The 26,247-nt window shown below is 35.2% G+C and carries 23 protein-coding genes; 9 read left to right on the forward strand and 14 right to left on the reverse strand.

The window, feature by feature from the left end; translation table 11 throughout:
• Nucleotide 1: 1 nt before the first annotated feature.
• The 3 genes from DDY94_RS12525 to DDY94_RS12535 are packed head-to-tail and all read right to left on the reverse strand — an operon-like array spanning nt 2 to nt 1,399.
• Entirely contained in the window at nt 2-406 is a 405-nt protein-coding gene (locus DDY94_RS12525; protein ID WP_111684472.1) for an OB-fold protein, read from the reverse strand.
• Nucleotides 403-972, reverse strand: a complete 570-nt coding sequence (locus DDY94_RS12530) for a YceI family protein (RefSeq protein WP_111684475.1) — start codon at nt 970-972, stop codon at nt 403-405. Before DDY94_RS12530 ends, DDY94_RS12525 begins: the two co-directional genes overlap by 4 nt.
• Before the next feature lie 25 nt (nt 973-997).
• Complete coding sequence (locus DDY94_RS12535) at nt 998-1,399, reverse strand: c-type cytochrome (protein WP_111684477.1); 402 nt, start codon at nt 1,397-1,399, stop codon at nt 998-1,000.
• A gap of 391 nt (nt 1,400-1,790) precedes the next feature.
• On the opposite strand from DDY94_RS12535, the gene DDY94_RS12540 reads away from it, so the two are divergent.
• The gene (locus tag DDY94_RS12540) at nt 1,791-2,741 is read left to right on the forward strand and encodes an FAD-dependent oxidoreductase (RefSeq protein WP_157957319.1); all 951 of its coding nucleotides are present in this window, start codon (nt 1,791-1,793) and stop codon (nt 2,739-2,741) included.
• Between the two features lie 48 nt (nt 2,742-2,789).
• Here the strand turns inward: DDY94_RS12540 and DDY94_RS12545 are convergent, their stop codons facing one another.
• Nucleotides 2,790-3,281 (reverse strand): glycosyltransferase, encoded by a 492-nt coding sequence (locus DDY94_RS12545; RefSeq protein WP_111684481.1) that lies wholly within the window; start codon nt 3,279-3,281, stop codon nt 2,790-2,792.
• Nucleotides 3,282-3,296: 15 nt separating this feature from the next.
• Nucleotides 3,297-4,484, reverse strand: coding sequence for a response regulator (locus DDY94_RS12550; RefSeq protein WP_111684483.1), 1,188 nt, complete (start codon nt 4,482-4,484; stop codon nt 3,297-3,299).
• Between the two features lie 183 nt (nt 4,485-4,667).
• Here DDY94_RS12550 and DDY94_RS12555 point away from each other — a divergent pair, with 183 nt between their 5' ends.
• From DDY94_RS12555 to DDY94_RS12565, 3 genes are read left to right on the forward strand one after another with little or no spacing between them, the layout of a single operon-like run.
• Nucleotides 4,668-7,754 (forward strand): hypothetical protein, encoded by a 3,087-nt coding sequence (locus tag DDY94_RS12555; protein ID WP_111684485.1) that lies wholly within the window; start codon nt 4,668-4,670, stop codon nt 7,752-7,754.
• Nucleotides 7,754-8,968 carry a hypothetical protein gene (locus DDY94_RS12560; RefSeq protein WP_111684487.1) on the forward strand — a complete coding sequence of 405 codons (1,215 nt, stop codon included), beginning with the start codon at nt 7,754-7,756 and terminating at the stop codon, nt 8,966-8,968. The genes DDY94_RS12555 and DDY94_RS12560 overlap by 1 nt, the downstream gene beginning before the upstream one ends.
• Nucleotides 8,961-10,502, forward strand: coding sequence for a cellulase family glycosylhydrolase (locus tag DDY94_RS12565; RefSeq protein ID WP_111684489.1), 1,542 nt, complete (start codon nt 8,961-8,963; stop codon nt 10,500-10,502). The genes DDY94_RS12560 and DDY94_RS12565 overlap by 8 nt, the downstream gene beginning before the upstream one ends.
• Here DDY94_RS12565 and DDY94_RS12570 read toward each other — a convergent pair.
• The 3 genes from DDY94_RS12570 to DDY94_RS12580 form a co-directional block, all read right to left on the reverse strand.
• A complete protein-coding gene (locus DDY94_RS12570) occupies nt 10,471-11,697 on the reverse strand; it encodes a glycosyltransferase (RefSeq protein ID WP_111684491.1) in 1,227 nt (408 codons plus the stop codon). The two genes, DDY94_RS12565 and DDY94_RS12570, sit on opposite strands and share 32 nt — an antisense overlap.
• A 101-nt stretch (nt 11,698-11,798) precedes the next feature.
• The gene (locus DDY94_RS12575; protein WP_111684493.1) at nt 11,799-13,058 is read right to left on the reverse strand and encodes an oligosaccharide flippase family protein; all 1,260 of its coding nucleotides are present in this window, start codon (nt 13,056-13,058) and stop codon (nt 11,799-11,801) included.
• A gap of 25 nt (nt 13,059-13,083) precedes the next feature.
• Nucleotides 13,084-13,419: an STAS domain-containing protein gene (locus tag DDY94_RS12580; RefSeq protein WP_111684495.1), complete on the reverse strand. Its 336-nt coding sequence runs from the start codon at nt 13,417-13,419 to the stop codon at nt 13,084-13,086.
• Nucleotides 13,420-13,512: 93 nt separating this feature from the next.
• Here DDY94_RS12580 and DDY94_RS12585 point away from each other — a divergent pair, with 93 nt between their 5' ends.
• Together DDY94_RS12585 and DDY94_RS12590 are read left to right on the forward strand one after the other, a co-directional pair.
• Nucleotides 13,513-15,546, forward strand: a complete 2,034-nt coding sequence (locus tag DDY94_RS12585) for a tetratricopeptide repeat protein (RefSeq protein ID WP_111684496.1) — start codon at nt 13,513-13,515, stop codon at nt 15,544-15,546.
• A 114-nt stretch (nt 15,547-15,660) separates the two neighbouring features.
• Nucleotides 15,661-16,152, forward strand: a complete 492-nt coding sequence (locus DDY94_RS12590; protein ID WP_111684498.1) for a hypothetical protein — start codon at nt 15,661-15,663, stop codon at nt 16,150-16,152.
• 410 nt (nt 16,153-16,562) lie between these two features.
• Here the strand turns inward: DDY94_RS12590 and DDY94_RS12600 are convergent, their stop codons facing one another.
• The 6 genes from DDY94_RS12600 to DDY94_RS12625 all read right to left on the reverse strand — a co-directional run bounded on the left by DDY94_RS12600 (nt 16,563) and on the right by DDY94_RS12625 (nt 23,061).
• Nucleotides 16,563-19,178, reverse strand: coding sequence for a DUF6923 family protein (locus tag DDY94_RS12600; RefSeq protein ID WP_111684502.1), 2,616 nt, complete (start codon nt 19,176-19,178; stop codon nt 16,563-16,565).
• Between the two features lie 306 nt (nt 19,179-19,484).
• Entirely contained in the window at nt 19,485-20,195 is a 711-nt protein-coding gene (locus DDY94_RS12605; protein ID WP_111684504.1) for a LytR/AlgR family response regulator transcription factor, read from the reverse strand.
• A 9-nt stretch (nt 20,196-20,204) separates the two neighbouring features.
• Nucleotides 20,205-20,522 (reverse strand): Hpt domain-containing protein, encoded by a 318-nt coding sequence (locus DDY94_RS12610; protein WP_198658955.1) that lies wholly within the window; start codon nt 20,520-20,522, stop codon nt 20,205-20,207.
• Nucleotides 20,523-20,525: 3 nt separating this feature from the next.
• The gene (locus DDY94_RS12615; RefSeq protein ID WP_111684506.1) at nt 20,526-22,115 is read right to left on the reverse strand and encodes a sensor histidine kinase; all 1,590 of its coding nucleotides are present in this window, start codon (nt 22,113-22,115) and stop codon (nt 20,526-20,528) included.
• A complete protein-coding gene (locus DDY94_RS12620) occupies nt 22,112-22,651 on the reverse strand; it encodes a heme NO-binding domain-containing protein (RefSeq protein ID WP_111684508.1) in 540 nt (179 codons plus the stop codon). The genes DDY94_RS12615 and DDY94_RS12620 overlap by 4 nt, the downstream gene beginning before the upstream one ends.
• A complete protein-coding gene (locus DDY94_RS12625; protein WP_111684510.1) occupies nt 22,651-23,061 on the reverse strand; it encodes a response regulator in 411 nt (136 codons plus the stop codon). The genes DDY94_RS12620 and DDY94_RS12625 overlap by 1 nt, the downstream gene beginning before the upstream one ends.
• A gap of 248 nt (nt 23,062-23,309) precedes the next feature.
• On the opposite strand from DDY94_RS12625, the gene DDY94_RS12630 reads away from it, so the two are divergent.
• The 3 genes from DDY94_RS12630 (at nt 23,310) to DDY94_RS12640 (ending at nt 26,208) form a co-directional block, all read left to right on the forward strand.
• On the forward strand, nt 23,310-24,794 hold the full coding sequence (locus tag DDY94_RS12630) for a sensor histidine kinase (RefSeq protein ID WP_111684512.1): 1,485 nt from the start codon (nt 23,310-23,312) through the stop codon (nt 24,792-24,794).
• Nucleotides 24,795-24,878: 84 nt separating this feature from the next.
• Nucleotides 24,879-25,607, forward strand: a complete 729-nt coding sequence (locus tag DDY94_RS12635) for a hypothetical protein (protein ID WP_111684514.1) — start codon at nt 24,879-24,881, stop codon at nt 25,605-25,607.
• A 160-nt stretch (nt 25,608-25,767) separates the two neighbouring features.
• Nucleotides 25,768-26,208, forward strand: a complete 441-nt coding sequence (locus DDY94_RS12640) for a hypothetical protein (RefSeq protein WP_157957320.1) — start codon at nt 25,768-25,770, stop codon at nt 26,206-26,208.
• The last annotated feature ends 39 nt before the right edge of the window (nt 26,209-26,247 follow it).

A 26,247-nucleotide genomic window follows, 5' to 3' on the forward strand; every position in this document is an offset into this window, starting at 1 on the left:
ATTAATTGATGTTAGTTATTACTGAGGCTTGATCGATTTTAACCATCTCGAGGAGCTCATCGTAGCCCACACAACGGCCTTTCACTGTAACGGTGTTTTTTAGTTTTACATCTGGCATGGTACCTTCAATAAAGCTTACCTGAATGATATCATTCAAACTCAGTGCGGAAGTTTCAACAAGCGATATTTCTCCAGTGATCGCCACTACCTTATCTAGATATTTAGAGGTTGCAATAGTTTCATCAGCCTGAAATTCTGCGAATATTTCCTCGGCAGCAATTTGTATGCTTACTTCCTCTTCGGCAATATTTCTGTGTTCACCATTAAAAACATAATTGTATACAAATGCAGCTGAAATAAGCGCAACGATAAGGATTGCGAGAATAATTAGCTTTTTCCTTTTCATCGCTTAGTGAGTTTAAAATCTAGACTTACAATAATCTCCTTTGCGATCTTATTTCTTACCACACTTGGTATTTCGATATCAAAATCTTCGGGTTTGACAAAAAAGGCTCCTTTAATGACAATGGCGTCATCATCAGATATTTTCATCTTCAGTGTTGTGTTAATTTGTTTTTCTTTTCCACGCAATTCAATTTTCCCATCCACTTCAATGTCTTGTTCTTCGGTAGTTAATTCAGAAAGATCAAAGTCTAATAACTTCCCTTTGAAGGTCGCTTTTGGGTAAGTTTCAGACTCGATGTAATTTTCGTTAAAGTGTTCTTCCATTAAGGAATTTTTGAATCTAAAGCTCTTCATTAAAGCTAAAGATGCAATCTCGGCTGTCTCAGTATTCAGAATGACTGTAACCGATTCGTTCTTCGCCTTTACAGGTTCAAAAAGTTCTTCTGAAGCTTCAAAAGCAATTTTTCCGGTCTTATCGATGTACTTCCCTTGTGCTAGCACTGTATGACCAACATTGAAAGAAAGTAAGATCAACAAGACAAATAGTGTGCTATTTACCTTTTTCATTTTTATTGTATTTGAATTAATTGATTTAGTTCTGTGGTTTTCCGTTATCGATCCACTCAGCGATCAAATCGATTGTCGCTTGTGGTAATCGCCCTGAAGGTGGCATTGCACCGGGTGCGCCATTTTGAAGGCTCATTCTGTTTAAAACACCTTCAGCTCTTTGACTTACCTGATTGTAATTAACTAAAGCAAAAGGCGCTCCATTAACTGGCGGGCTCCCATGGCAACTCACACAACTGCTTTGCATAATCGGGGCAATATCATCGTTGTAGGTGACCTCACCATCTGGGTCTGGATCGTCATTGGGATCATCTGAAATGATACCGGTATCATCAGATGAAATGTCTATTAAATCATCTTCACTGTCGTAGCTACAAGCTAGCAGACTTAACACGAAGAAAACGGATACTAATTTTCTAATTTTCATAAGATCAATTTTTGATTAGATTTAGATTCATTGAATCTGATATTGATTAGCTCTAGGGAATTACATGAGCCGTTGTGTTTCAAATTCAAAAGCAATATTAGAGGGTAGCTGTTGTATCAAAAAAAGAAGTTGACTCAAGAGGAAAAATTAGCCTTAGAAAGGAAAAAAAGCCATTTGAAATTTTCGAGATTTACGGGTTTTAGACCCATTCGATGCCGTAATTAAGGCAGTGCAGACCGAATAGTCAATGTTCAAAAAAGAGGTTGAGTAATTGTTAGTAAAACAATTTCATAATGCTATCAAGAACGTTTAAAAATGCATTATCTAATTTTATTAACTTTAAAAATCCTATTGCAGAAAACTATGTCGTTTCGTAATTAAAAGCCTTCATGTGAAATCAAAAATCAAAATAATTGGCTGTGGTGTTTCCGGACTTTCCGTCGGAATTATCTTGTCGGAAAACAACTATGATGTTGAGATCATTACGGATCAACTGCCTGAACATACAACCTCAGCAGTGGCTGCTGCAATTTGGTTTCCTTATGAAGTTAAACCAAAAGCTTTGGCGAATATTTGGAGTAAAGCTTCTTATATTGAATTTTTAAAACTGAGTCGTATTGCAAATTCAGGGGTTTCCATGACCACTTTAACTGTTTTGGTTAAGCGCGAAGAAGATGCTTGGTGGATCGATGCGCTTCCAGAAAATGAAATACGAAAGGCTAGCGCAGAAGAACTTCCAGACGACTTTCCGATTGGTTATAAAATGAACGTGCCCTTAGCTGAAACCCAGATTTACTTGGACTTTTTGCTCAATAAGTTTAAAACACTTAACGGAAAAGTCACGATCAGGAAGGTTGAAAGTCTAGACGAGTTCAACAATAGTGATGCACTACTAGTGAATTGCACTGGCTTAGGGTCTAGAGAATTAATAAATGATAAAGCACTTTATCCAATTCATGGACAAATTGTAAAGGCCAAACCACAATCTGAAGTTGATTGTATAGTGGCAGATTTTACGTTTGAAAAGTCCGATGATCGTTTGGCCTACGTAGTGCCCCGAGGTGATTGCTTGGTGTTAGGTGGTACTGCCATTAAGGATAAGGAAGATACCCAACCTAATCCTGAACTTACAAAAGAAATTGTTGAACGCTGTACCCGTATTGAACCCAAATTAGAACAAGTGGAAATTAAGTCTGTTCATGTAGGTTTACGACCTGGACGGCCAGAAATTCGTGTGGAAAGAGAAGGACGCATCATTCATAATTACGGCCATGGAGGTGCTGGATTTACAGTTTCTTGGGGTTGTGCCCAAGAAGTTAAAAGGTTGATTGAAGACCATTAAGTGACAAAATAATTAGCCTTATTAACTATTAAGTTTTAATGTTTATACTTAAAGCGTTGACTGTTGTATGTTATTGTTATTTAAAAAATCTTGAGATTTGAAATAATCCAGAATTGAAAAAACACTTTTTAATAAGGTTGGTTTTACACGTTGATTACTTCTGATATCCTTATCAAATTGAATAATTCCATCTTTATTTTCAGTTAATGCACTGAGAATATTATCAAAATCATAGTCATAATCTGTTAGTACGTTAGCATCTAAAAACCCTATATGTTTTAGATCAAAATCGTTAAACATGGACCGAGCTCCTGCGCGTTTAGCCACCTCTTGAGAAACTTTCTTTTTTATTTCAACTATCGACACCTTATCGAAACAAGCCTCTTTAACCTCCGATAATTTTTCTAATGTATTGTCTCTACTTTCGTTATCAACAAAGCACATTACAATTTGCTCTGAAGCCTTGATAATTTTGACTAATCGCTTCGAATTGATTTCCTCAGCGTTATTGTGAAATATGATTATTACACCTACTTTCATTGACACTAAATCTAATTATATGATTTCTAGTTCATTATTTAGTTCAAAGTTTAGCTGACCTTTTCTTTTTCTGTAAACCCAAGCAATTTGGGCTAATTGCATTACAATTTTTACAGAGTCTTTCATGGATAATTTTGAACCATCAGCGTGTATCCATCGCTTCAGAGGTTGCTCACAAAGCATAGATTTTGCTTGGTTTAAGCCAAAATGAATAGTCATTCGTTTGAAAATTTCAACATCAAAAATCCATTGGGTCACAAACTTCTTTTTAAAGGCAATATCAATAACATCTTTATGAAAAATCTTAGCACCACATTGTGTGTCTTTAAAATCCATTGAAAGAATTTTTCGAATAATAAAATTGATGGTTAAGCTTATGATTTTTCGAGCAGATTCCTTAGTAATATTGGCACCCATTCTTGATATACGAGACCCACTTACTATTTTAAAATTAGACCCTTCCATCGTCTTAACCAAGTCATCAAAATCTGATAGATCAGTCGACAAATCTGCATCTAAAAAGCCTATATAATCCAGATCTGTTTTCTCTGCCATATGTAACATTCCAAGTCTCACAGCTTCCGCTTTACCTCCATTTTTTTCGCAATCATAAACTGTGATAAAATCTTCTCTACCTTTCTGGAGATTGTGTAATACTTCGAGTGTTTTGTCCTTACTTCCGTCATTGACAAAACATAAGTGGTATCCTGAATTTTGATTTACAAAGCTTAAAAACTCATCACTTAGTAATCGCTCCTCTTCATTATAACATGGAATCACAACACCTACGCATCGTTTTTGAATCATTATAGTATCCTCGTCTTCCTTTGAAGATTCTGTCTGTGGTACTCCTATCAATCGTTTTACCCTAGCACAGATCTCATTCAGGCTTAATGGTTTTTTCATGTAATCATTAACACCTAAATCAAAAGCTTTGGTAATATTATTATCTAAGGTATTTCCAGATAAGATCATTATCGGTGTTTCAGACGCCCTAGTAATTCTAATATGATTTATAATATCGAACCCAGAAATATTTGGCATATTAATATCTACAATTACCAAGTCTGGTTGAAAAGTGTCAAATGCGTTTAACCCTTTATTAGCATCAGTTTCAATCTGAACTGTATACCCTAAATTGGTTAATCGTTTTTCTAATGGTAACAAAACTAACTGTTGGTCATCTATGGCTAAAACTTTCATAATAATTGGTTTTTCAATTTATTTACAGTCCAAAAGTACTCGAGAAGGCGTCCTAAAATTTTTAATTTAGATGAACTGAACTGTTAGTGTAGACGAATGGTAATTTCCTGTAGTTGATTAAAATCAGTACCAGAAGTTAAATTATATATCTTTACGGTATTGATTACATTATCAATGAATTAAATGAAAAATGCCTCAAATAAATATTTAATCGCTGCCCTTTTAATAGGATTAGCATTTCATGGTACATCTATTTTCTTCACCTTAGAAACTACCTATGATGCACTTATTCATTTGTTTTTTGCAGACCATTATGCCAATAGCTGGTTTGAACCTTGGAACTATAAATGGTATACAGGGTTTACAGTGATGAGTTACCCGCCATTAGTACACCAATCTATTGCAGCACTGTCTTTTATTGGTGGACTAAAATTCGGATTGTTTTCCGTTGCACTAATTGGTATTATCCTCTTTATAACAGGCGTTTACAGGTTTTCACTTTTGATAACCTCCAACAGAACTGTAGCAGGCTACGCCGCTATACTAGCCGTATTTTCATCATCTTTTGTTGAAACCTTACATATTTTCGGACAGCTCCCAAGCATCATAGGAATTTCAGTTTTAATGCATGCCCTACCCGAGATCTATAATTGGTTGAAAACAGGCAGATGGCGCTATCTCGCAACCTCACTTTCTTTGATAGCTGTAACAGTAACTTCACACCACGTAACACCTATTTTTGGTATGGTGTTTTTCATATTTCCATTGATAGGAATGGTAATCATGGACCACGCTAAGGAGCAAGTTTCGTCCTTGAAGGCTGTTACCATAAAAGTATTCATTTCGAGTTTTTTCAAACTTCTTAAACGCATTGTAGGTTTTGGGTTTTCATCGTTATTTATCATTATAGTCTGTATACTTCCTTATTGGATAAATTCGAAGAATAACCCAATTACGCAAGTTCCTATTCCTCATGGATCAAGAGATAATTTTCTTGAAATTACCTCATCCGGATTGGTGTTCTTTCTAATTCCCTGGGGAATTTTATTGATACTGTTACCTTATATATTCTATAGATTTTACAGCAAGCGTTATTTATTCTTTGGCCTATCAATTACCATCCTATTTATTTTAGGAACTGGTGGTACAACGCCAATTCCGAGAATGGTTCTTGGTGAAACGGCATTTAATATTCTCACCTTAGATCGATTTACATTATGGGCATCTATAATGTCTCTGCCCTTATTTGGTGAGTTCACCTATCGATTTGCAGAGGGTGATTTAAAGACACTTATTCAATCTAAACTGGGTGCCGTTTATCATCGTATTGCTGGTGGAGTTTTGGCGGGTTTGTTTCTTTTTATGACCATTTTCACTATGAGTCTAGGATATTTCAAACCATCTCAGCCACAAAAAATTAAAATGTTGCCAATCATCAATTTCCTAAATCAAGATCAACACGATCAATGGCGCTATATGACTTTAGGTTTTGGCGATCAAATGGCTTGGCTTGCTGCTCAAACCAATGCATTATCGGTTGATGGAAATTATCATTCTGCGCGGCGTTTACCAGAATTAACCACAAGACCAATTGAGCGTTTAGAAAATTCAAAGTTTAAAGGTGTAGAAGGTATTGGGTCTCTGCAGCAATTTTTAACGACACCCGAAAAATATAATTTGAAATACATTTTCTCCAACGATAAGTTTTATGACCCCATTCTTTATTTCTGTGGTTGGCAACGTTTACGACAATTGGAAAATGGCATCATGGTTTGGGAAAAATTGAACGTTCCTCCTTTATCGTCTATTTTACCAAAAGAAGACGTCAGTAGGTGGCAAAAATTACTTTGGGGAATCGTGCCTTTTTTAACGGTTCTCATCGCATTTTTACTAAATGTACAATCCGTGCTGGTCAGTAGTTTGAAAACTAAAGTTACGTCGCTGCCCGAGTATTTCAATTTTAAAAATGATTATAGCAAATTTTCGAGAGGACTTTTAAGAATAAGTCATGTTTGGTCAGTTATAATGGCAATCATTATTCTTATTGGTATTTATCAATTCTACATTAAAAATGAGTCGCATCATTCACCTAAAAATGCCATTCTGGCCTACTACGATGCTTTAGATTTTAAAGAATTTGAAAAGGCCTTTAGCCTTATTAATCCTGAAAGCGATATGAGTATTGCGCAATATATGCTTCAAGTTTCAGTGACCGACGGCTTACTGAGTTCTTATGCGAAACTCGATGCAATATCTACAGAAATCATTAGTGAAACTGAAGACCTAGCTAGCGTAAAAGTAACTACAGATTGGATCACACCACTTGAAAAAATAAACAAAATCTACTATAGAACACTGGTAAAGGTTGATGGTAAATGGTATCTCCAACCTGAAGAAATCACGGCCGACCTACCTCCTGATCAGCTTTATGCCAGCAATAAAACCGCATATTTTAATCAAGGCCGAAGACGCATTACTACAGAACAAACCTATCACGAAGACGTTCTTAAACAGCCTGTTTTAGAAATTCTAAGTGCTAAATTGGTAAAGGCCGATCAGAGTTATGCGATAGTTGGTGAGATTCAAAATATTGATAATGTTCCTGCAGATGTTGTTTTGAAGGGTACATTATATAATGATGCTGATAAAATGTTGGCTACCTACAACGCAAAATATCATGTTAAGCACAAATTAATGCCAAAGGAAGTAAGTGCATTCAGAATAAATTTTGAAGGTATCGCCTGGTCTAAGACTAAAGATTCTATTCCAAAAACATTTAATCCAGACGAGTTTACACCGATAGAACTGGACGAACAGCCGACGAAGTTTAACCTTCAAGCAGCAGGTAATGTTTCTGGCTCTGATCTATTCAAAAATACAACAGTTTCAATTTCTGATTTAAACAATGAGACTATCTCGGGTTATCTATTTAATAGTGGTACCGAAGAGGTCACTATTCCACAATTATTGGTTTCCTATTATGACGAAAACAAAGAACTTATGTGGGTTGACCATATGTTTGTAAAAGATGGCATTCGTCAGCAAAGAACACAAGCCTTCAAATACCAATTGCAAACTAATTCTGTTCTAACTATTAATGACGATATGAGTAACTGCTATGTCAATGGTTTGCCAAATACGTCTATTTCAGATAAAATTGTTTCAGACAGAATCACGGATCATTCAAAAGAAACCTTGCAATCCATAGAGCATCCTAACTTTAAATATTTAAAACTCGAAGTCAATTCCTATATTGGTAATCCTAACTAATGTCTTATAAGTCCATTTACATATCGATCATTCTTGCAGTACTGCTTGTATCTGGATTCAGTATGAAACAGGACACAAAAAATTCTAGTTATACACTAATTTCTACTACTTCAACTTATACGGCAGGCGACATGGTTTCGTTAGATTTCAATTTTGAAGGAAGCGCAGATGTTTTTATGTATTGCTCTAATAGTTACGGTTCTGTTATCATTCAACCAACTGTTGGTAACACCCTTAAATTTGAAATACCCAAATCAATAACTGATAAATCTGGCACAATCAACTGGGAATTGCATGCAACTTCGAAACTAAGTTCTGGGCAAATTTTAATTCAACCTAAATCAGAAATAAATAAGCTCGAGACGTATATAGGTCCACCGAGTATCGAAGCTGGAGGAACCGATTATACCATGTTGGTAGCTATTCCTACAGATGAGTTAGACAATCCGCTTGTTGATAGCACAAAGGTGGTGGTGAAACATCAATTTTTGGATGATCACAAAGACGATGATATCTATACAAAACACGGCTTCACCTATAAGAATTTGTTTTCTTATGAGCAAACTGGGCGTATGCTCATTAACTCTGAAAGCTTAGATCTCAATTCTAAAGAGTTTGATGTAAATGTAGTGCCTGCTATACCTACAAATTTTACAATTTCGGCAGATCGAATCCACAACTATGCGGATGGTAATCAAATCACCACATTTAGGACTTCAGTGATTAAAGACCGATACAATAACACAGTCAGTGACGGCACATTTGTTTCATTCATTATCATCAATAGTGATGGTAATATTGAAGAGACTTCGGGTGCTACCATTGATGGAATTGCAACTGCAAAACTTTTGCATCCCGATCATGAAGAGCAATGGGCGATTAAGGCCTATATTGAAGGAATGGCAAATAGTGAAACTATTAATATAAAATTTGAACAAGCTGTTACAGATTTTGAAGTTTCCTTCTCTGACTCTAACAGAATGATCACGGTCGGTCCACTACAAAGCTTTATGGATCAGTATATACCTGATGGACTTCGCGTTGTATTGACGATTACTAAGGATGGTGCGATTGAAAATCAGATTATAGAGCAAAGTGTTGACGGGTATGTTAAGTTCATTTTGAATAAAGACCGCTACACTAAAGGTCAGTACGACTTAAAAATTGAAGCTGCGGGTATCACAAAATCATTCGAAAATACAAGCTATGAGTAATTCGAATAAAAACATATTACGTGGTGTTATTTTATTTAGCTATGTACTTGTGATAGCCTTGGTGATATATGGTGTTGCCGCGATTTTTTCATATCTAAATACAGGCGCTGATCGCAGTACGATGCTTCATACCGAAGTGGAACAAATAGATCAATATTTACCACAATTACAATGGTCTCCATTACGTAACGAGGGTCGCCCGATGGATACTGAAAACCTAAAAGCCATCGAAGAAGATTATTTAGATGCTTGGTATGTAAAACATGTAGCCTTCATGACAAACTCAATGACTGGTATTGATGATTTTTATACCGAAAGTGCAAGAGAAAATATTCGAAACGTTATTTCTATCAATTCTGAAAGCAATACCGTTATTGAAGCTACCACGTTGGCCCATCACCCGACACTCGAGTTTTTTAGTGAAGATGGTCAAATCGCTGTTCTTACTGATCATGATGTTATTGAATTTAAACGTATTTTCACTGGTGAAAAGTTAGTAGCTGAAGTCAACGAAAAGTCAACCTATAAAGTAACGCTGCTTTTAGAAGACGGATTTTGGCGCATAAGACATTTGGTTAGAGTTAAAAGCGAACCCTATATTCCTTCAGCATCAACAATTTCATTTAACCCAGAAGAAATAAAGGGCATAAATTACTATCCGCAGGCTACGCCTTGGAACATGTATGGCGATAATTTTGACAGAACTATAATTGCTGAAGATTTTCAAGTGATCAGTGACGCCCAACTCAACAGCATTAGAGTTTTTGTGCCTTATGAGGACTTCGGAAAGTCTACCGTTTCTGAAGAAAAGTTAGATAAACTAATTCAAGTTTTAGACGTGGCTGACTCCAAAGGCTTAAAGGTTTTAATCACACTATTTGACTTCTACGGAGATTATTCGGTTCTAGACTGGACACTCACACAGCGGCATGCAAGTACAATTATTAATACCTTAAAGACGCACAATGCCTTGCTGGGATGGGATATTAAGAATGAACCCGATCTAGACTTTGAAAATCGTGGCAAAGAACTCGTAACCGCTTGGTTAAATAAAATGATCACTTTAGTGAAGTCCCAAGATCCTGATCATCCTGTTACGATTGGTTGGTCTAATGCAGAAAGTGCTGCAATTTTGAATGAGCAACTCGACTTTGTATCCTTTCATTATTATGAGAAGGTCGAAGATCTCAATGAACGCTATACGTCTCTTAAATCAAAAGTTAAAAACAAACCTGTAGTAATTACAGAGTATGGCATGTCTTCATACAGCGGTATTTGGAATCCCTTCGGGAATTCTGAGGAAGATCAGGCGGAGTATCATAAAGCCATGCAATCTATATTTTCCGAGAATGATCTACCCTTTATGTCATGGACACTTTACGACTTTTCTGAAATACCAAAGGAAGTCGTGGGCAGACTTCCTTGGCGTCAAAATGCACAAAAGCACTTTGGATTTATAAACGAAGAAGGCGTTAAAAAACCTTCCTTTAAGCATATTTCAACTACAGAACAACCTCCTTCGTCTCACTATTAATTAAGGGATTTACAACTTGTTTTTTATCAATGATTTGTTTGAATGTTTCTAAGTACATCTGAGCAATTTCAGACATAGGATGTGCAGTTGCGGCTTTGTAGTTTGCCATTGCAATGTTTAGGCGATGTGCTTCGTTAGTCACTAATGCTTCTATGGCTAAGGCTAAACTTTCAACACTTGTTGGCTCAAAAAATTCACCTTTATAACCTTCATCCTGAACTAACAATGCTAGATCTCCCAAGTCTGGCATAACCACAGCTTTACCATAACTTCCTGCCTGATGTAAAACACCCGAGCTCCCAGTCGTTGATGTATAAGGGAACACCACCACAGCACTTTCGTTAAAAATTACAGGTACGTCCTCTTCTTCAACATAACCCGTAAATCTTACATTAGGCACATGGCTGTATGTATCTTTTACACTTTCTAAATATCCAGGTACATTTGGATTATCAGTTCCTGCAATCACTACTTCTAAATCTAAACCTGTAGATTTTCTGACCATCTCAACAGCTTCGATCATGCCCTCTACTTTTTTGTAAGTTCCAAATTTTCCGAAGGTCATAATCTGAAGTGGACCTTTCGGTAAATTATAATCGGGTTCAGCCGGAATTTCAAAAGTTCCATGCGGAATTAATTTCACATTTTTAGCACCGTATTTAGCTTCAAGAATGTCTACATATTTCTGCATGGTTACCGCCACTGAATCGGCCTGTAAGATCAATTTGGTTAAGGTAGTACCGATGAAACCGTAGATCTTCTGCATCAATTTGTTTGACGTAAATCCTGCACTACCAAGATCTACTTCTTCTAAAATATTGTGCAATAAAACTACGTTCGGAATTCTTTTCAACTTACAAACCAATGGTAACATTAAACCTAAGGCTGCTGCTACTTTTTTATCGCCAAACTTCATAAACTGAAGGTTGAATAAAACTGAATCTGGTTGTGTTTTATTGATAGCTTTAGTTACAGAAAAAATGTTCTTATAACTATTGAAAGACCAACATTCTTTCACAGTGATTTTACATCCGGCCTCTGTAAATTCTAAATCTTTGGCGCCGTCTGTTCTGTCTGTTAACAAGATCAATTCTGTAACTTCTTGCTTCTGTCTAAACTGTTTTACTAAATGGTATGCATATTCATTTAAAGTGACTTTACTTGGTGGATATGCTGTTACAATTGCTAATTTCATGATTGTATAATTTTAATATTTACACTACAAATTTGGGGTTAATAACGAATAAAAACGGTCGTCTTTAGATAGGTTACTTTTAAGTGTAGACGAATGGTAATTTACTTTAGATTAAGGCTTTTTCTAACTAGGGCCTGTCCTTTAAAAAATAATAGTTGAATCCCTAATAATAGGGCCATTGCAACGATCTGCATGTGAACCACTTGCTCCAAACTATCGTGATAAAACACAACGAGTACCACCTGAAGCATTCCGAACACACCTGAAATGATCACCGGGATATATTGATCTAAGGACAAGTAGTAATAAGCGAAAATATTAGACAAAGCAAACATAGATGTCGCTATGGCGTATTTCCATAGTAAAGGTGCCATACTTAAATAGGCATCGCCAAATAACATCTGTATTATAAGTTCTGGGCAGATTAAACAGCCTAAAACAATTACCAATGCTATTGTACCAATATAACCGACGTATTTAAACAATACCGGAGCTGTTTCTTTACCTTCCTTTTGCAATTCTACTACCGCTGGTAAAAGCAACATTACAAACATCCAAGTAATGAAATAGACGATACGTCCTATCAGTGCCAGGGATGCGTATAATCCGGCTTCATACGATTCAAAATAATGCTTCACAAGAAGAATGTCGCTGTTATTAATAATGATCTGCGTTAATTCATAAAATGCGGTGAGCAAAAAGAAACTACGAATTTGTTGGCTATAGGATTTTTCTAACGGCAACGCTTTTCCAAGTTTGAATTGTTTCACCTTAAATGGAAACATTCCGAAGACAAAAGATAAAAGGATTCCGATGGCAATAACCCATGAAGATTTTATTCCTAATACTAGAATAATCGCTAGGGTTATGAATAATCGGCTTAACATTTCACCTTGATAAGTGATCGATAATGATTTGTACGCTTTTATACCTTGAAAAGATCCGCGATTTACGCTCATTAAAAAATACAGCGGAACACCACATCCAAATATGACAAACATACTTGATGACGATGTATTAAAAATATGTTGCAATTGCGATGCAAACCCAACGATCAATGCCCCAAAAAGTAATCCTACCACAAAAGCTTGCTTATAAACTTTGTTTATAAAACTGCTAAAGGTAGCCTCTTCAAAAAGCACTGAGAACTTTGCAGTTACCAACTGAAAGGTCATGGCCACAAAAGACAATACCAATAAAAAAGTTATCAGTACTGCGGCATCTGCAAACTGCTCTGGACCCAAAATACGCCCGAGTATTAAATTGTATAGGTAGTTGCCTCCATTTACAACTAATACACTTAACATGAATAATTGCTCTGGAGTTATTTTTCGAGATTTTAAAAGGGCTAAAGCTTGCATGATGCTATTGTTTTAAAGTAGTTTTTTAGGCTGCGTATCTAAATTCGTCGTAGATCTCCTTACATCCATCACCGACTATAAAGAAAGCGGTGTTAGTTTGCTTTGCATAGTCATATAATTCGCGTAGAGCTAATAAACCGTTCACGTCGATGTAAGCAATTTGCTGAATATCGATAGTTACATGTCCACATACCTTTAATAAGGTTTTACAGTGGGTTTTAAGATTTTTAGAAGTTGTAGCATTAATTGTACCTTCTACTAAAAATATTCCGTTGTTTTCTGAAATTGTAAGTGCCATAATTTTATAAGTTTTAAATGGTTTTTCGTTCAATTCTGGCGTAAATATCTTCAGTATTTCCATGTATGAGCGTTCTATTTCGACGGATGGTAGTTTGCTGTAGATGAATGAAGCACTACCTGTCCGTAACTTGCAAGTAGTTAAAATGACACAGTTATGAAGACCCTGAAATCATTAATACGTACTTGTTTTTTAGTTGTTGTATTACAAACAAGCGCTCAAAATATGCAACAAGGATTTACCTATTTAGAAACTGGAGACTATGCAAAAGCGGAAGAATTCTTTACAACCATATTAAAGGACTATCCTAAAAACAAAACCGCTCGTCTCTGTTATGGTCGCGCTATAGGATTAAATGGCAAGTCTGAAGCTGCCCAACAATTATTTACTCAACTTTTGAAGGATTACCCGAATGATTTCGAAGTAAAATTAAATTATGGAGAATCATTACTATGGAATAGAAACTTCACGGCGGCAAAGGTGTATTATAAAGAATTAGTAAAAGAAGATCCCAACAACTTTGCAGCGCTTTTAGGCTTTGCCAATACGCTTTCTAACTTAAAGGAATATGAAAATGCCTTAAGCTACGTAAATAAAGCATTAGAGGTTTCACCTAACAACCCGAATGCGATGACTTCTAAAAAATACATCTACTTAGGTTATGCCTATCAAAATCAACAATCGCAAAACTATGATAAAGCAGAAATTCTATTAATCAAGAATCTGGAATTGTTTGGAGATGATAAGGAGACATTATTGAATTTGGCTAACCTTTATTTAATTTGGGAGAAGTTTGATGAGGCAGAAGTTATGTACAACAGACTTCAACCACAACATAAAATATTGGCTTTAAACGGACTTGCATTAGTTTCACATTTGAAGGGAAAAGAGAAAGAAGCCCTAAACTTGAGTACAGCGGCTTACAACGGTCTTACTACAAATACTGAGTCAACTCTACTACAACAAACCACTGAACGCTATGTTCAAGCTTTGATATGGAATAAAAAATTTAAAGCTGCTCAAAATAAAATTGAAGCGTTAGTTGCTGAATACCCAAATGAAAATTGGGTCTTAGCATTAAGAGCAACTTTAAATATATATAAGAGTAACTTTAAAGAGAGTCTTGCAGATTACAATCAGATCCTTGCTAATGACAGCACCTCTTTTGATGGCAACCTCGGAAAAGCCAATGTACTTAAAGCACTAGGCAGGTATGACGAAGCTTATACTTCAGCTGAAAACACCTTGAAATTCTATAGCAACCAAAAAGATGCTGTGAAATTCATAGCGCAAATGGATGTTAACTTTTCACCTCAGCTTGATAGTAAAGCGTCCCACACTTTTGATAACGGTGACAATAGAGCCTACATGTTTGGTACATCGTTAAGTTATCCATTATCTACAAAACTCAATATTCTAGGTAATTATAGCTATAGAACAACCAATAATACATTAACCGACAATAATGCAACATCTAATAATATGTCGGTTGGGTTGGCTTACCAAATCCTACCAAACATCACTATAAAAGGTTTAGCCGGATTAACATCAGCAACGGCAGAAAGCAGAGATTACAATCAAATACTAGCGAATATTGCGCTAAATATTAAAGCCTTCAAGTTACAGACATTAGACATTGGCTACCAACGCCAGGTCGAAAACTTTAATGCAGACTTACTCGATAGAGAGTTGGTTCAGAATAATTTTTATGCCAACTATAACCTAAGCACCAATTTTAATTTAGGTTGGTATACGCAATTAATGCATACCTCACAAAGTGATAATAATACCCGAAACTTACTATTTACGTCCTTATATTATAATATTTTACCAAAACCTGGTGTAAAAGTTGGAGTCAACTATCAGTATATTACGTTTAAAGATCAGTTACCTAGCATTTACTTTAGTCCGGAGAAATTTAATGCCTATGAAGTCTTTATCAATCTGATTAAAGATGAAGCTGTAGCGAAACCCAACCAATGGTTTTACAATCTTACTGGGGCTTTTGGGTATCAGTTTATTGAAAACGACCCTAAACAAACAGCCTATAGAATACAAGGCGCATTTGGTTATAAATTCTCAGAGCGCACTCTATTGAATGTTTATGGGACTCATAGTAACATTGCTTCTGCCACGGCCGCCGGATTTACCTTTACGGAGATTGGACTCAGATTTAAGTGGAGTTTATAAAACTCTATTGAATCCTACATTCAATTAAATTCTTTCAGTTACAGAATCCGTAATATCAGGTATTAAACTCCTATTTTTGTTCTACTTTATCTTATGGGATGAGGTTGAATTACCATGGACGGACAAATAAACAATTATGTATTAGCTGCAATAATTATTTACATCAGTTATTCGGCTTATCGTTCTCATAAAAAACAACAATTAATTAACGGCTACCTCAAGTCATTAGAGTTAAACTACCCGCAAATCATTAAGATAAGTGGCAGGGTTAAATTTTCTCGATTACATCTTCTGATTGATTCTGATCTTCATATTTTACACTCTGATTCAGGTTTATTAATTCATGGATTTGACTACTATAGTCATCGCAGAAAGAAGTTCATTTTTCATACCGATAAAAATTTCAAAACCAAGAAAAGAATAAAGATCCCGTGTTATCTTATCATAAACATTGAGATCGTTGAAAACGAAAAGATTATCATCACTAGCGAAAATGGGGGCGAGATCACGCTTTTGTTTAGAAACAGCGGTAAGGAAAAGGTACAGTTAAAGGATGAAAAATTTATAGCTCTTTTGAATTCATTAAAAAATGAACTTATTAACTAGCAATGGATGTACAAGTTAGCCGAAATAAAACGTCTAGTAAACTTGAAAAACCAACACATTGAGAACTAAGTATTGTGAAGTTTGTCAGGAAGAATTTTCGACTATGTATCGGATTCAATATAAGCATCCAAAAAAATGGGTCTTTGTTTGTGAAAGTTGCCTGCTTAAAGTAAAACCCAATAATCCGAATTACCGTTATGGCGGGACTTGGAAAAAGTAGAGTGGTCACCTAGTTCTTTAATTTTATTCTACGGAATGAAAGGTCATTCAAAGAGAAGAATGACTGAAGAATCTCATGCAAATGGAGACAGATTCTTCGCTAGCACTCAGAATGACATTACATTTATTAATGACAAAAAAAAGACAAAAGCTTTCGCTTTTGCCCTTTCCAATTAACCATAACCTTTTGGTTAATTTATAATCAACTTAAGGGGATTATATGATAGTTGTTTACTTAACACCTTACAGAAATACAAGCCACTACTTAAACCTTCTCTGTTAAATACTATGGCATTTTTACCTGCGCTAGCTTCAATTGATCTTTGATACACTTGCTTTCCTAACTGATCGTACACAACGAAGGTTACTGTTTCATTCTGAGCGACAGTAAAGTCTATGGTCGCTGAAGATTTCACGGGATTCGGATATGCAGTTAGACCATTTGCTTCAGTTTCAAACTCATCAATTGATAAGGCATTGTCTTGCGAAAGTCTTAAGTTTTCGAGATTAAGAAGCTTAGTCACTGAAGTGCCATCTTCCGAAGCCATAGTAAAGACCATCGTTACCACATCATCAAAAATAGGATCAGTATCATTAGCACTTGTAAAGTCTGCAAATGGCAATACAAATTCTTGTGACGTATTGCTAAGGGCAATGGTCATTTTATATTGATCTTCCCAATTGGTAATTCCCTGTTTCACTAGCACAACCTCTAGATTCCCAGTTCCTGAAGCACTTAATTTCAGGCTGCTATAATCGCTAAGATCTGTAGCTTTAAATCGTGGTGTTAGTGCTCTATATGCCGCTACATAGGTGTTTGTAGTGGCTCTCAATTCGATATTACGTTCAATAGGGTAATCTGTCGTCTCAAAGTTGAAGTTATTTTCAGTAACATTATAAACGCCAACTGTAGTGCCTTGCTGAGAATCGTCAATTCCCCATGGACCATCAGACATGAACAAATCATCGGGTGTGGCAATGCCATCACCAATCCTAAATCCGATATCAAACAACCCTCCAGTGTCCACCGTAAGATCAGTGATGTATTGCCCTCCTAAGGTTAGGGTATTACTCATGGTTTCAAAATCGCTAGTTTCAGTAGTTCTGTAACCCGCGTCTATGTTTACAGATGGCGTACCATTTGTATTTACAATCTGTAGATCTAATGCACCATTATTGTATTGTCCTTTTCTAACAAATACTGTTGGAGGTGCAGAATTATTATACGCCGCAATTGGCTTTTCAATATTTAATAAATTGAGTACTTCTTCGCCCAAAATATAGAGGTCATCTACGGTATTCGCCCATATCTGGAAATTATAGAAAGTTGTATTTGCCTCGTACTGATCTAAATTCCAGTGACTTTCAATAGAAAAGTTCTCGTCATTATTGATCAATTTGGCCGATAAGCTTAGTACGAATTCATACGTACCATCAACATTTTTAATAATCGATTTTATGAACGCTTGTTCATTAATCGTAATTGTGTTCACCGAAATCAACTCTGCTCCGAGTAAACGGTCACAAATGTATTTGGTGTGTTCGTAGACGCCGTCTTCAGTTTTGAGTGCTAATACTGTAGCTATTGGCGTGTCTTCATTCATGTAATCTACCGCGAAAATCTCTGTGGCATTAGTAATACCAATCAAATCTGAAGGAGTTGATTCAATGGCTTCCGTTTCACCAATAACTTCTAAAGGAATGAAATCTTGAAGCGCAAATCCATTATTAGCATGTCTTTGGGCATATTCAAATCCACGAGTCACTCTTGGTGCTGTGGTAACGTCGAAAGTATAACCTGTTTTTGCTCTATTAAAATTACGTTGGTTGATTTGTTCAGAAAGTCGACTATTACTTTCTAATCCGCCGTCGTTTCCACGAGAGGTTGGTGGTTCAATAACATCGCATTCTCCATATCCTGAACAAGAAGGATCTTCACAATCCGTCAACCCGTCTCCATCATCATCAATACCATTGTCACAGATTTCTTGTGGTACTGGTGCTGTTGGGCATCGTGCACCATCATTAAGGTTACTTGACGGACCAAAAGCAAACAGGTTAGAATCCATATCCGCAGATGAATTTACATTCTGAACTTCCTGAATAACATAGATTGTTCCTGTCTGATTCGACGAAACATAAAACCTTCCATCGGCATCAAAATATACTGCGCCATAGGTGTAGTTATTTCCAGCCATGATAGGCACTTCGCCTAAATCGGTAACTTCAGAATTATCTGGATTAATTCTATAAAGTTTATTTGAATTTTTCTCCACCGTGTATAATTGTCCATCTACAGCATTAAAAGCCCAATCGTGAATATTCAAACTCTGTGGCAACGTCTCTGTAGCAACATGCTCTACATAACTGTGTGTCACAGAATCTGGATTCAGATTTATCTTGTAATAAGTGTTTCCGCTTCCCTTTAGGTAATACATACCATTTGCACTTATATCGCCTATATATCTATTATTTGAAGGTAGTTCTGGGACATAGTAAACAGTGGCGGTAAAGTTTTTGCCTATTCTTACAATGGATCTTGAAGGACTACTTAAAGAGCCCCAAATAAATCCGTCTGCAGGATTATAAGCTGCTGCATTGATACTTCCTGGAGTCACATCAGTTGCGACTTGAAAAGAACTACCAGAGGCGAGATCTATTGCAAAAACATCGTTGTATTGAAATAAATATGCATTGTAATCGCATAAGAAAGGAATGTCTTCATCTTGTGCGTTAGCACTAAAACTTAAGGTATAAAACAAAATAAGTAGTAGTGCATTCTTAACATTGTAAAGTTGGGATTTCATACGGTCTCATTTTTAATTTCTGAGACAAATCTATTCTGTAAACCAACTATTTTTTGAGATTTTCGATTGTCATAATTCTACTAACGACGGATGGTGGTTAACTGTCGATGAATGGATTTAACGAATTCTTTTGCAAAAAAAAAGAGGCATCAGAATATCTAATACCTCAAGTTGCTATTAATTCAATTTTTAAACCTACTCTATGAATCTGATACAAATATATATCGGATTAGACCTTCGAAAATCTCAAATTCGATGAGTAAACCTAAGGAAACGGTGGTTGGTAAAATTTGATCGATTAGTGGTTTAAAGCAAGTTTAATCGCTTCATTAATTCAGGTCGGTTAGATCGACTTACCGGAATTACATCCTTTTTAATTAATACACTATTATCCTCGATATCTATGATCTTCTGAACGTTGATGATATAAGAACGGTGTATTTTCAGAAATAAACTATCCGGTAGCTTTTCTTCGATTTTCTTTAAGGTTGAATGCACAGTATAATTTTTATCTTCCGTTTTTATGAGAATATAATCACCTTTGGCTTCAACCAAATAAATACTAGGTATATCTATTTTTATTAAACGACGATCGATATTCACATAGAGGTCGTTACCTGAAGTAGTTTCAACGTGCTCTGATGCATTCGAAGAGGTGGCACTCACTGGAGAGGATTCTGCTTTCTGAATGGCTTTTTGAAAGCGTTCTGGTGTAATGGGCTTTACCAAATAATCAACAATACAATCGTACTCAAAAGCTTGAATAGCGAAATTGGCGTCAGACGTTGTTAAAACAATTTTAGGAGGATTCTTTATGGTTTCAATAAAATCAAATCCTGTGAAGTCTGGCATATGGATATCGAGAAAAATGAGATCAATCTCATTCTGGTTTAAATATTTTATGGCCTGAATTGCGTTAGGAAATTCATCTAAAACTGTTAAGCTGGGTACATTACTACATAATTGCGAAATAATAGCTCTGGCGGTAGCTTCGTCGTCGATAATAATACAATTCATAAAATAGGTTTATAACGTCTTTAAAAAATCAGTCATGTTTTGTAAAATGGCTTCAAATTCGTTTTGCCCTTCCTTACTGCCTTCCAAGAGGTTATGCTCAAATTGGACGGCCGATTCATAACTGTTAACGAGTCCTAAAATACTAATTTTATGTTTAAGTTTATGTACGTTCTCCGCAGCTTCTTTAAAATTATTTGCTGTGATATTTTTGAAGTAAATATCTTTTTCCTCAGGAAATTCTTTCTGAATTATATCAATTAATTTTTGCTCAAAGTCCTTATCTCCACCAGACATACTTTCAATATAAGATAGGTTAGGTTGTTCCATGATCTATTTTTTGATGGTGAAGAAAAATGTAGTGCCCTCATTAGGCGTTGAACTAAGCCAGATCTCACCTTTGTATAAATCTACTATCTTTTTTACGATTGATAAACCTATACCTGTGGATTCTTTACTCTTATTCAAGGCGTGAAATATTTTGAATATTTTCTCGTGGTGTTTCTTTTCTATACCTACACCATTATCCTTAATTGAAAACTGATAATACGACTTTTGCTCTTCTACATCAATTTCAATTAGGCCGTTTTCCTTGTCATTGAATTTTATGGCGTTACTGATGAGATTTTGAAACAATTGCTGAAGCTTGGTTTTATCGCCTTCAATAGTAGGTAGCTTATTCAAAATATTAATACTGATATGCTCTGGTACAAAAAGAATTTGTTTCAGATCTTCAACAAGGGCATTGAGATCTATGCTAGAGCGATCCTTTAAATCTGCTGTTATGCTCGAATACTCTAACACATCAGAAATGAGCTGCTCCATCTTTTCTAGAGTGGTCTCAATAAGTTCAAAATTTTGTGTTGTAGCGTCATCAAACTCACCTTTATTATCTTCCTTAATCCACTGCACAAGAGCATCTATACTGCGCAACGGTGATTTTAAATCGTGTGAAACGATATGTGCGTATTCTTGAAGTTCTTCATTACTCCTTTCGAGCTTTTCAAGAAGTTTCTCTTTCTGAAACTGTAAATTTTTGAATTCGGTAATATCTAGATGAATCCCAATGGAACCGATAACGTTGCCTTTCAAATCATAATTTGGTGCTCCACTTATGAGCCAATATCTAATGTCACCGGTTTTGTTTTTCACTACCAGCTCATAAGAATTAGATTGTCCTTCAAGTCGTTTCTGATTTTCTTGCTTTATAACATCCGAAGATTTGTCTGCTATTAAGAGCTCGCCTCCTTTGTTTCCAATAAGTTCATCTTCATCATAACCCGACATTTCAACAAAACTCTGATTCACCATCTGAATAACATCGTCGTTATTAACCTCCACGAGACCAAGGTTCATATTGGCAATTATGCGCCTGTACTTTTCGCGCTCCGTCTCAATAGCGCGCTGATATTCGCTTTCTAAAGTAATATCCCTAACAATACCTTGCGCAGCAACCGGTTTACCATCTTCGTAAACGATGCTGGCATTTATATGAACTAGCTTAGCTTTGTTTTGCTTGGTTCTAATCTTAATTTTGAAATCTGTGATAGATCCGGATTCAAATAATTGTTTGAAGGCCGGTTCAACCTTTTCAACTTCAGTTGGATCAACTAAAGCCGTAAGATTTCCTTCATCATGAATATTTTCGAAACCCAACAGTGTCACTGCAGCTTCGTTCATTTTGAGAATATTACCCCACAGATCCATAATAACATAGGCATCTACGATGTTCTCAAATACACCCTGAAGCTGAGAAGAGGTTTTATTATAAAGGACGGTCAGTTCAGCATTTGTTGCTTCGAGCTGTTTATTGACCTCAAAAAGCTCAGCAGATTTTTCTTCAAGAATTTTCTCCGCGGCTTTACGTGAAGCACGTTCGCGTTCTAATGCTCTTTTTAGAATTTCTACGTCTTTCTGGCTCATGCTTTCTCAATGAAAAACCGAACTTCTGTACCGTTGTCGTTGAGCTTTTCATAATCGATCTGCACAGGTACATCGAACAGTTTAAAGGTTTCTAACATTAAACCCTTACCCAGCATATACAGTGCTCTTTCAGATTTATAAACCATAACCATTTTATCATCTGTGCGTTCTTCTAGATCGAAAGTAGGTAATTGGGCTTCGGGATATATTTTCTGAACCTCAACATGAATATGATTTTCAATGGAGGCTAGTAGACTCATCGGGTCCTTGTAATGCTCAACAAGTTGGGGATACGAACTCACCAAAACTTTAAACAAATGTTCCGCATAAACTAATAACAGATCATCGGCACTAATATTTGTATTTTCACTAAGGTGCGTTAATAACTGAAGCATCTCCGAAAACTCGTAGGTACCAACGGCGGTATATACACCTCCCGATGCCAATTCAGATTGCGAAATGATCTGATCTACCATTTCGAAACCAAACTTTTCTTCGACTAACTCGAGGAATTCGGTAAAAATAACACCCTTCATTATACTGATATTAATTCATTAACACTCCAATATGATAATAATTTCTCAATTTTCGAAACATAATCCTCATATTTTAAAGGTTTTAAAACATAACCAGCAATACCAATCTTGTAGCATTCTAAAAGATCGCGTTGATTGCTTGACGTGGTCAGTACAATAGTTGGGATATATCTCAGCTGATCATCGGCTTTAAGGATTTTTAGAAATTCAATGCCGTTGATCTTTGGCATATTAAGGTCTAATAAAATAATATCAGGAAGGTTGCTTTTGTCTTCAAGTATTTGAAGTGCCTCTTCCCCATTATTGGCCTCAATAATATTGTGTTCTAATTGAAGTGATTTCTTGGCACGACTGAGTTTCATTACCTCGATCATATCATCTTCAATTAATAGTATGTTTAAATTCTTCATTCCTTGGCAGCTAATTTTAAATGACAAAGTTAGTTTTACAAAGTGAGAATTGTTATTTCGTATCGATTGATCGGTATTTAGTGTAGACGGATGGCAGATAAGTGTCGACGAATGGTAATTGGGTATAAAATAATCTTTCCATTAGTCTACAGCTCACATTTTCAATATAATGTGTATTTTTAAAGGTATAAACATCCTTAGGATAAGCGTATTGCGTGTATTCAATGGTTGGCAATAAATAGAAAAAAATGAATAAAAGAATAATAAACAATAAACCTGAAGGAAATATTATTTGGAGAGGTTTAGGTGGTCATTTCGACTCAATGTCACAAATATTGAATGAATTTTTAGATAATTCCATTTCAAATTTTAAAGGAAATAATCCAATTATTAAAAACATTGTAATCTGTATTAAGGAACTACCAAATAAAAAGGTCTTCTTTTCAATTGAAGATTCTGGAACAGGCTTCAAAAATTTAGATTCTGCATTTTCATTAGGAGCACAAGATGCCAAAGATTCACCAATGAACGAGCATGGTTTTGGATTTAAACATGCATTAGCTACAGCAAACCCTGATAATAATACATGGGAAATTTGCTCAAGAAACAAAGAGCAATCCGAAAAAGGATTATATACTAAAATTAAAGCTTCATATAAGTTTGAGGATTTTGAGGCTTTTGAAATAAACGTAACAGATACCCCATGGCCTGGTCAATTGAACGGTTCAGGAACATATATGGCTTTTACATGTGATGAAAACTTATTTAAGACGGTTACGGAAGGACATTCTGGAAATTTCGGATTTGAAAAAAGAGTAGAATTTTTGATTGAAGACGTAGGATTTACTTACTCAAATTTGATAAAAGATGATATTGCAAATATTTCAATTGTTTATACAGACATTCATGGTACGCAAAAAAATAAAAATGTAAAATCCGTAGAACCTGACTTTGAAAGATATATTAACCCTTCAAAAGGTACAACCAAAATCAAATTAGACAATAATGATGTTACGGTTCAGTATGAATTTGGCGCAATGCGTGATTCTGAACACAGAAAATACTATAAGCGCAATATGTCAACCTCAGGAGTTGAAATAAGACTAAACGGAAGAGTAATAGCAACTAACATTTTTAAAGAAATTTGGGGAATTGAAAAACACAATAGTTACAACTACTTATTAATCAAGGTTAACTTAATTTCTGATGAAATCCAATCACTACCAACAACAAGAACTTCCAAAAATGGTATTAGAAAAGGGGACAAGAAGTTAGAAGATTTATTCGGCTGGATTAGAAGCTATATTCCAGAACCACCAAAAAGCACAAAAGACATAGACCACGAAGTAGACTTATTTGAAAAATTAAAAGATTTAAAAAACCGTCAACTTCCTGACCCTAAAACCATAACCACCGAACAAAATGTTTTTAAAGAAATCAAAGAAAGAATACGGATTGATCTGTATCAAAAAACAAATGATGGTTTAGTAATTTATGAAGGGAAAAAAGAATTTACAAGTGTTCAAGATTTATACCAACTAAAAATGTATTGGGATGGTTGTATCATTGACGGTTTAAAACCTGACATTGGGATTTTGATAGCAAGCTCTCATCCAAACTCTGTTCAAGATTTAATTAAATACATTAACCAAATGACAGATTCAAATGGGAATAACTATAACATGAAATTAAAGACATGGAAAGATGAAGGAATAGACTATCCTTCGATTTAAAATAACTATTGCCACCAAAACCTATGCGCAATATCCTTTGGGATTCTGCGTGTAGCCAGACCGTTGTGTTTAATGTGAAGTGAAATGAAAATAAACAGAAGAAATATAATCCTCGGTATTTTACTAATAATCCTTCTTTGGGCAATTTCAGGTATTCTAATTTACTTAAATTTTGACAATGAATCAAGAGGAACATTGGGAGATATGTTTGGTGCTATTAATGCGCTATTTTCCGGTCTAGCACTTTTTGGTATTATAATTTCGATATTAATACAACAAAAGGAACTAAATTATCAAAGACAAGAATTAGAAGAAACAAGATTAGAATTTAAAACAAATCGGATAACAACAATTTTATTCAAACAACTTGATTATTTGAACAAAGTTATTGATGAATTAACCTACAATCCAACCAATAAAACTGAAACGAATACAGCTGTCAATGTAAGTATTGAAAAATTTGTTTCAAACTTGGATAAATTAAAGGAAAATGACAACTTAAATCGAATTAAGGAATTAGTTGATTTAAACAGAAAAACCATAATTAAATCTGTTGAGAGAATTAATATTGTTTTAGAGTTAATCGAAAATGTATTAAAAACTAATAATCTAGAAAGTAACGATATTGCTCAAATGAAAAAATTATTTATTGGTAATATCAATCCATTTATATTTCCGTTATTGAGTCATTATTTAGAGAACTTAAACCCTATTCCAGAAGTTGTGGATGAAATTACGAAAATAGAAAAAGACTTAATCGCATATGAACTAAATGAAATTATGAAGATTATGGATTTCGCTAAAGACAAATAAGATTATTAAAATACCACTACCAACAACAACAACAACAACAACAACCATAACCCAGCACTCCTACTCTCCACCTACTAAAATTTGTGTAACTTTAAACAACGTGGTTTCAAGCTAACAATACCAAAGCTAAAGCCGAACTAACAACCAACTTAAAATTCAAATGAAAAGACCTTATTGGATTTTAATACCTTTAATTCTAGGATTTACATCTTGCCAATTTATGGAACCGATTGATGCAAATATTGAGACAAAAAATGTAGATGTAACTTTAAATGATATTATTGGAACTTGGAGAATGGATAAATTTTCATACGAATATCTTTCAGAAATTAAGAACGATAGTATTGTATTGACTTTTAAGCCTAATAATAAATTTGAAATGAATAATTCCGAAAATCTGTTTGACCGAGAAATTAACAACAGAATCTCATCTGGAACTTGGGAAATCTTTGATCAATACGGCACAAAGAAAATTAAGCTGAATTTCAATAAAACAAATAACACAAAAGATTTAGAAATTTATAAATTAAAGAATCATTATCAATTGTGGTATTTTTTGTCAGACCCTGATACTGGAGAAAGAATCAGATTTATGAATTAAAGTACTAAATTCAAACCCAGAGATAGTTCGTTATGATCG

Source organism: Winogradskyella tangerina, assembly GCF_003260205.1.
Classification (GTDB): domain Bacteria; phylum Bacteroidota; class Bacteroidia; order Flavobacteriales; family Flavobacteriaceae; genus Winogradskyella; species Winogradskyella tangerina.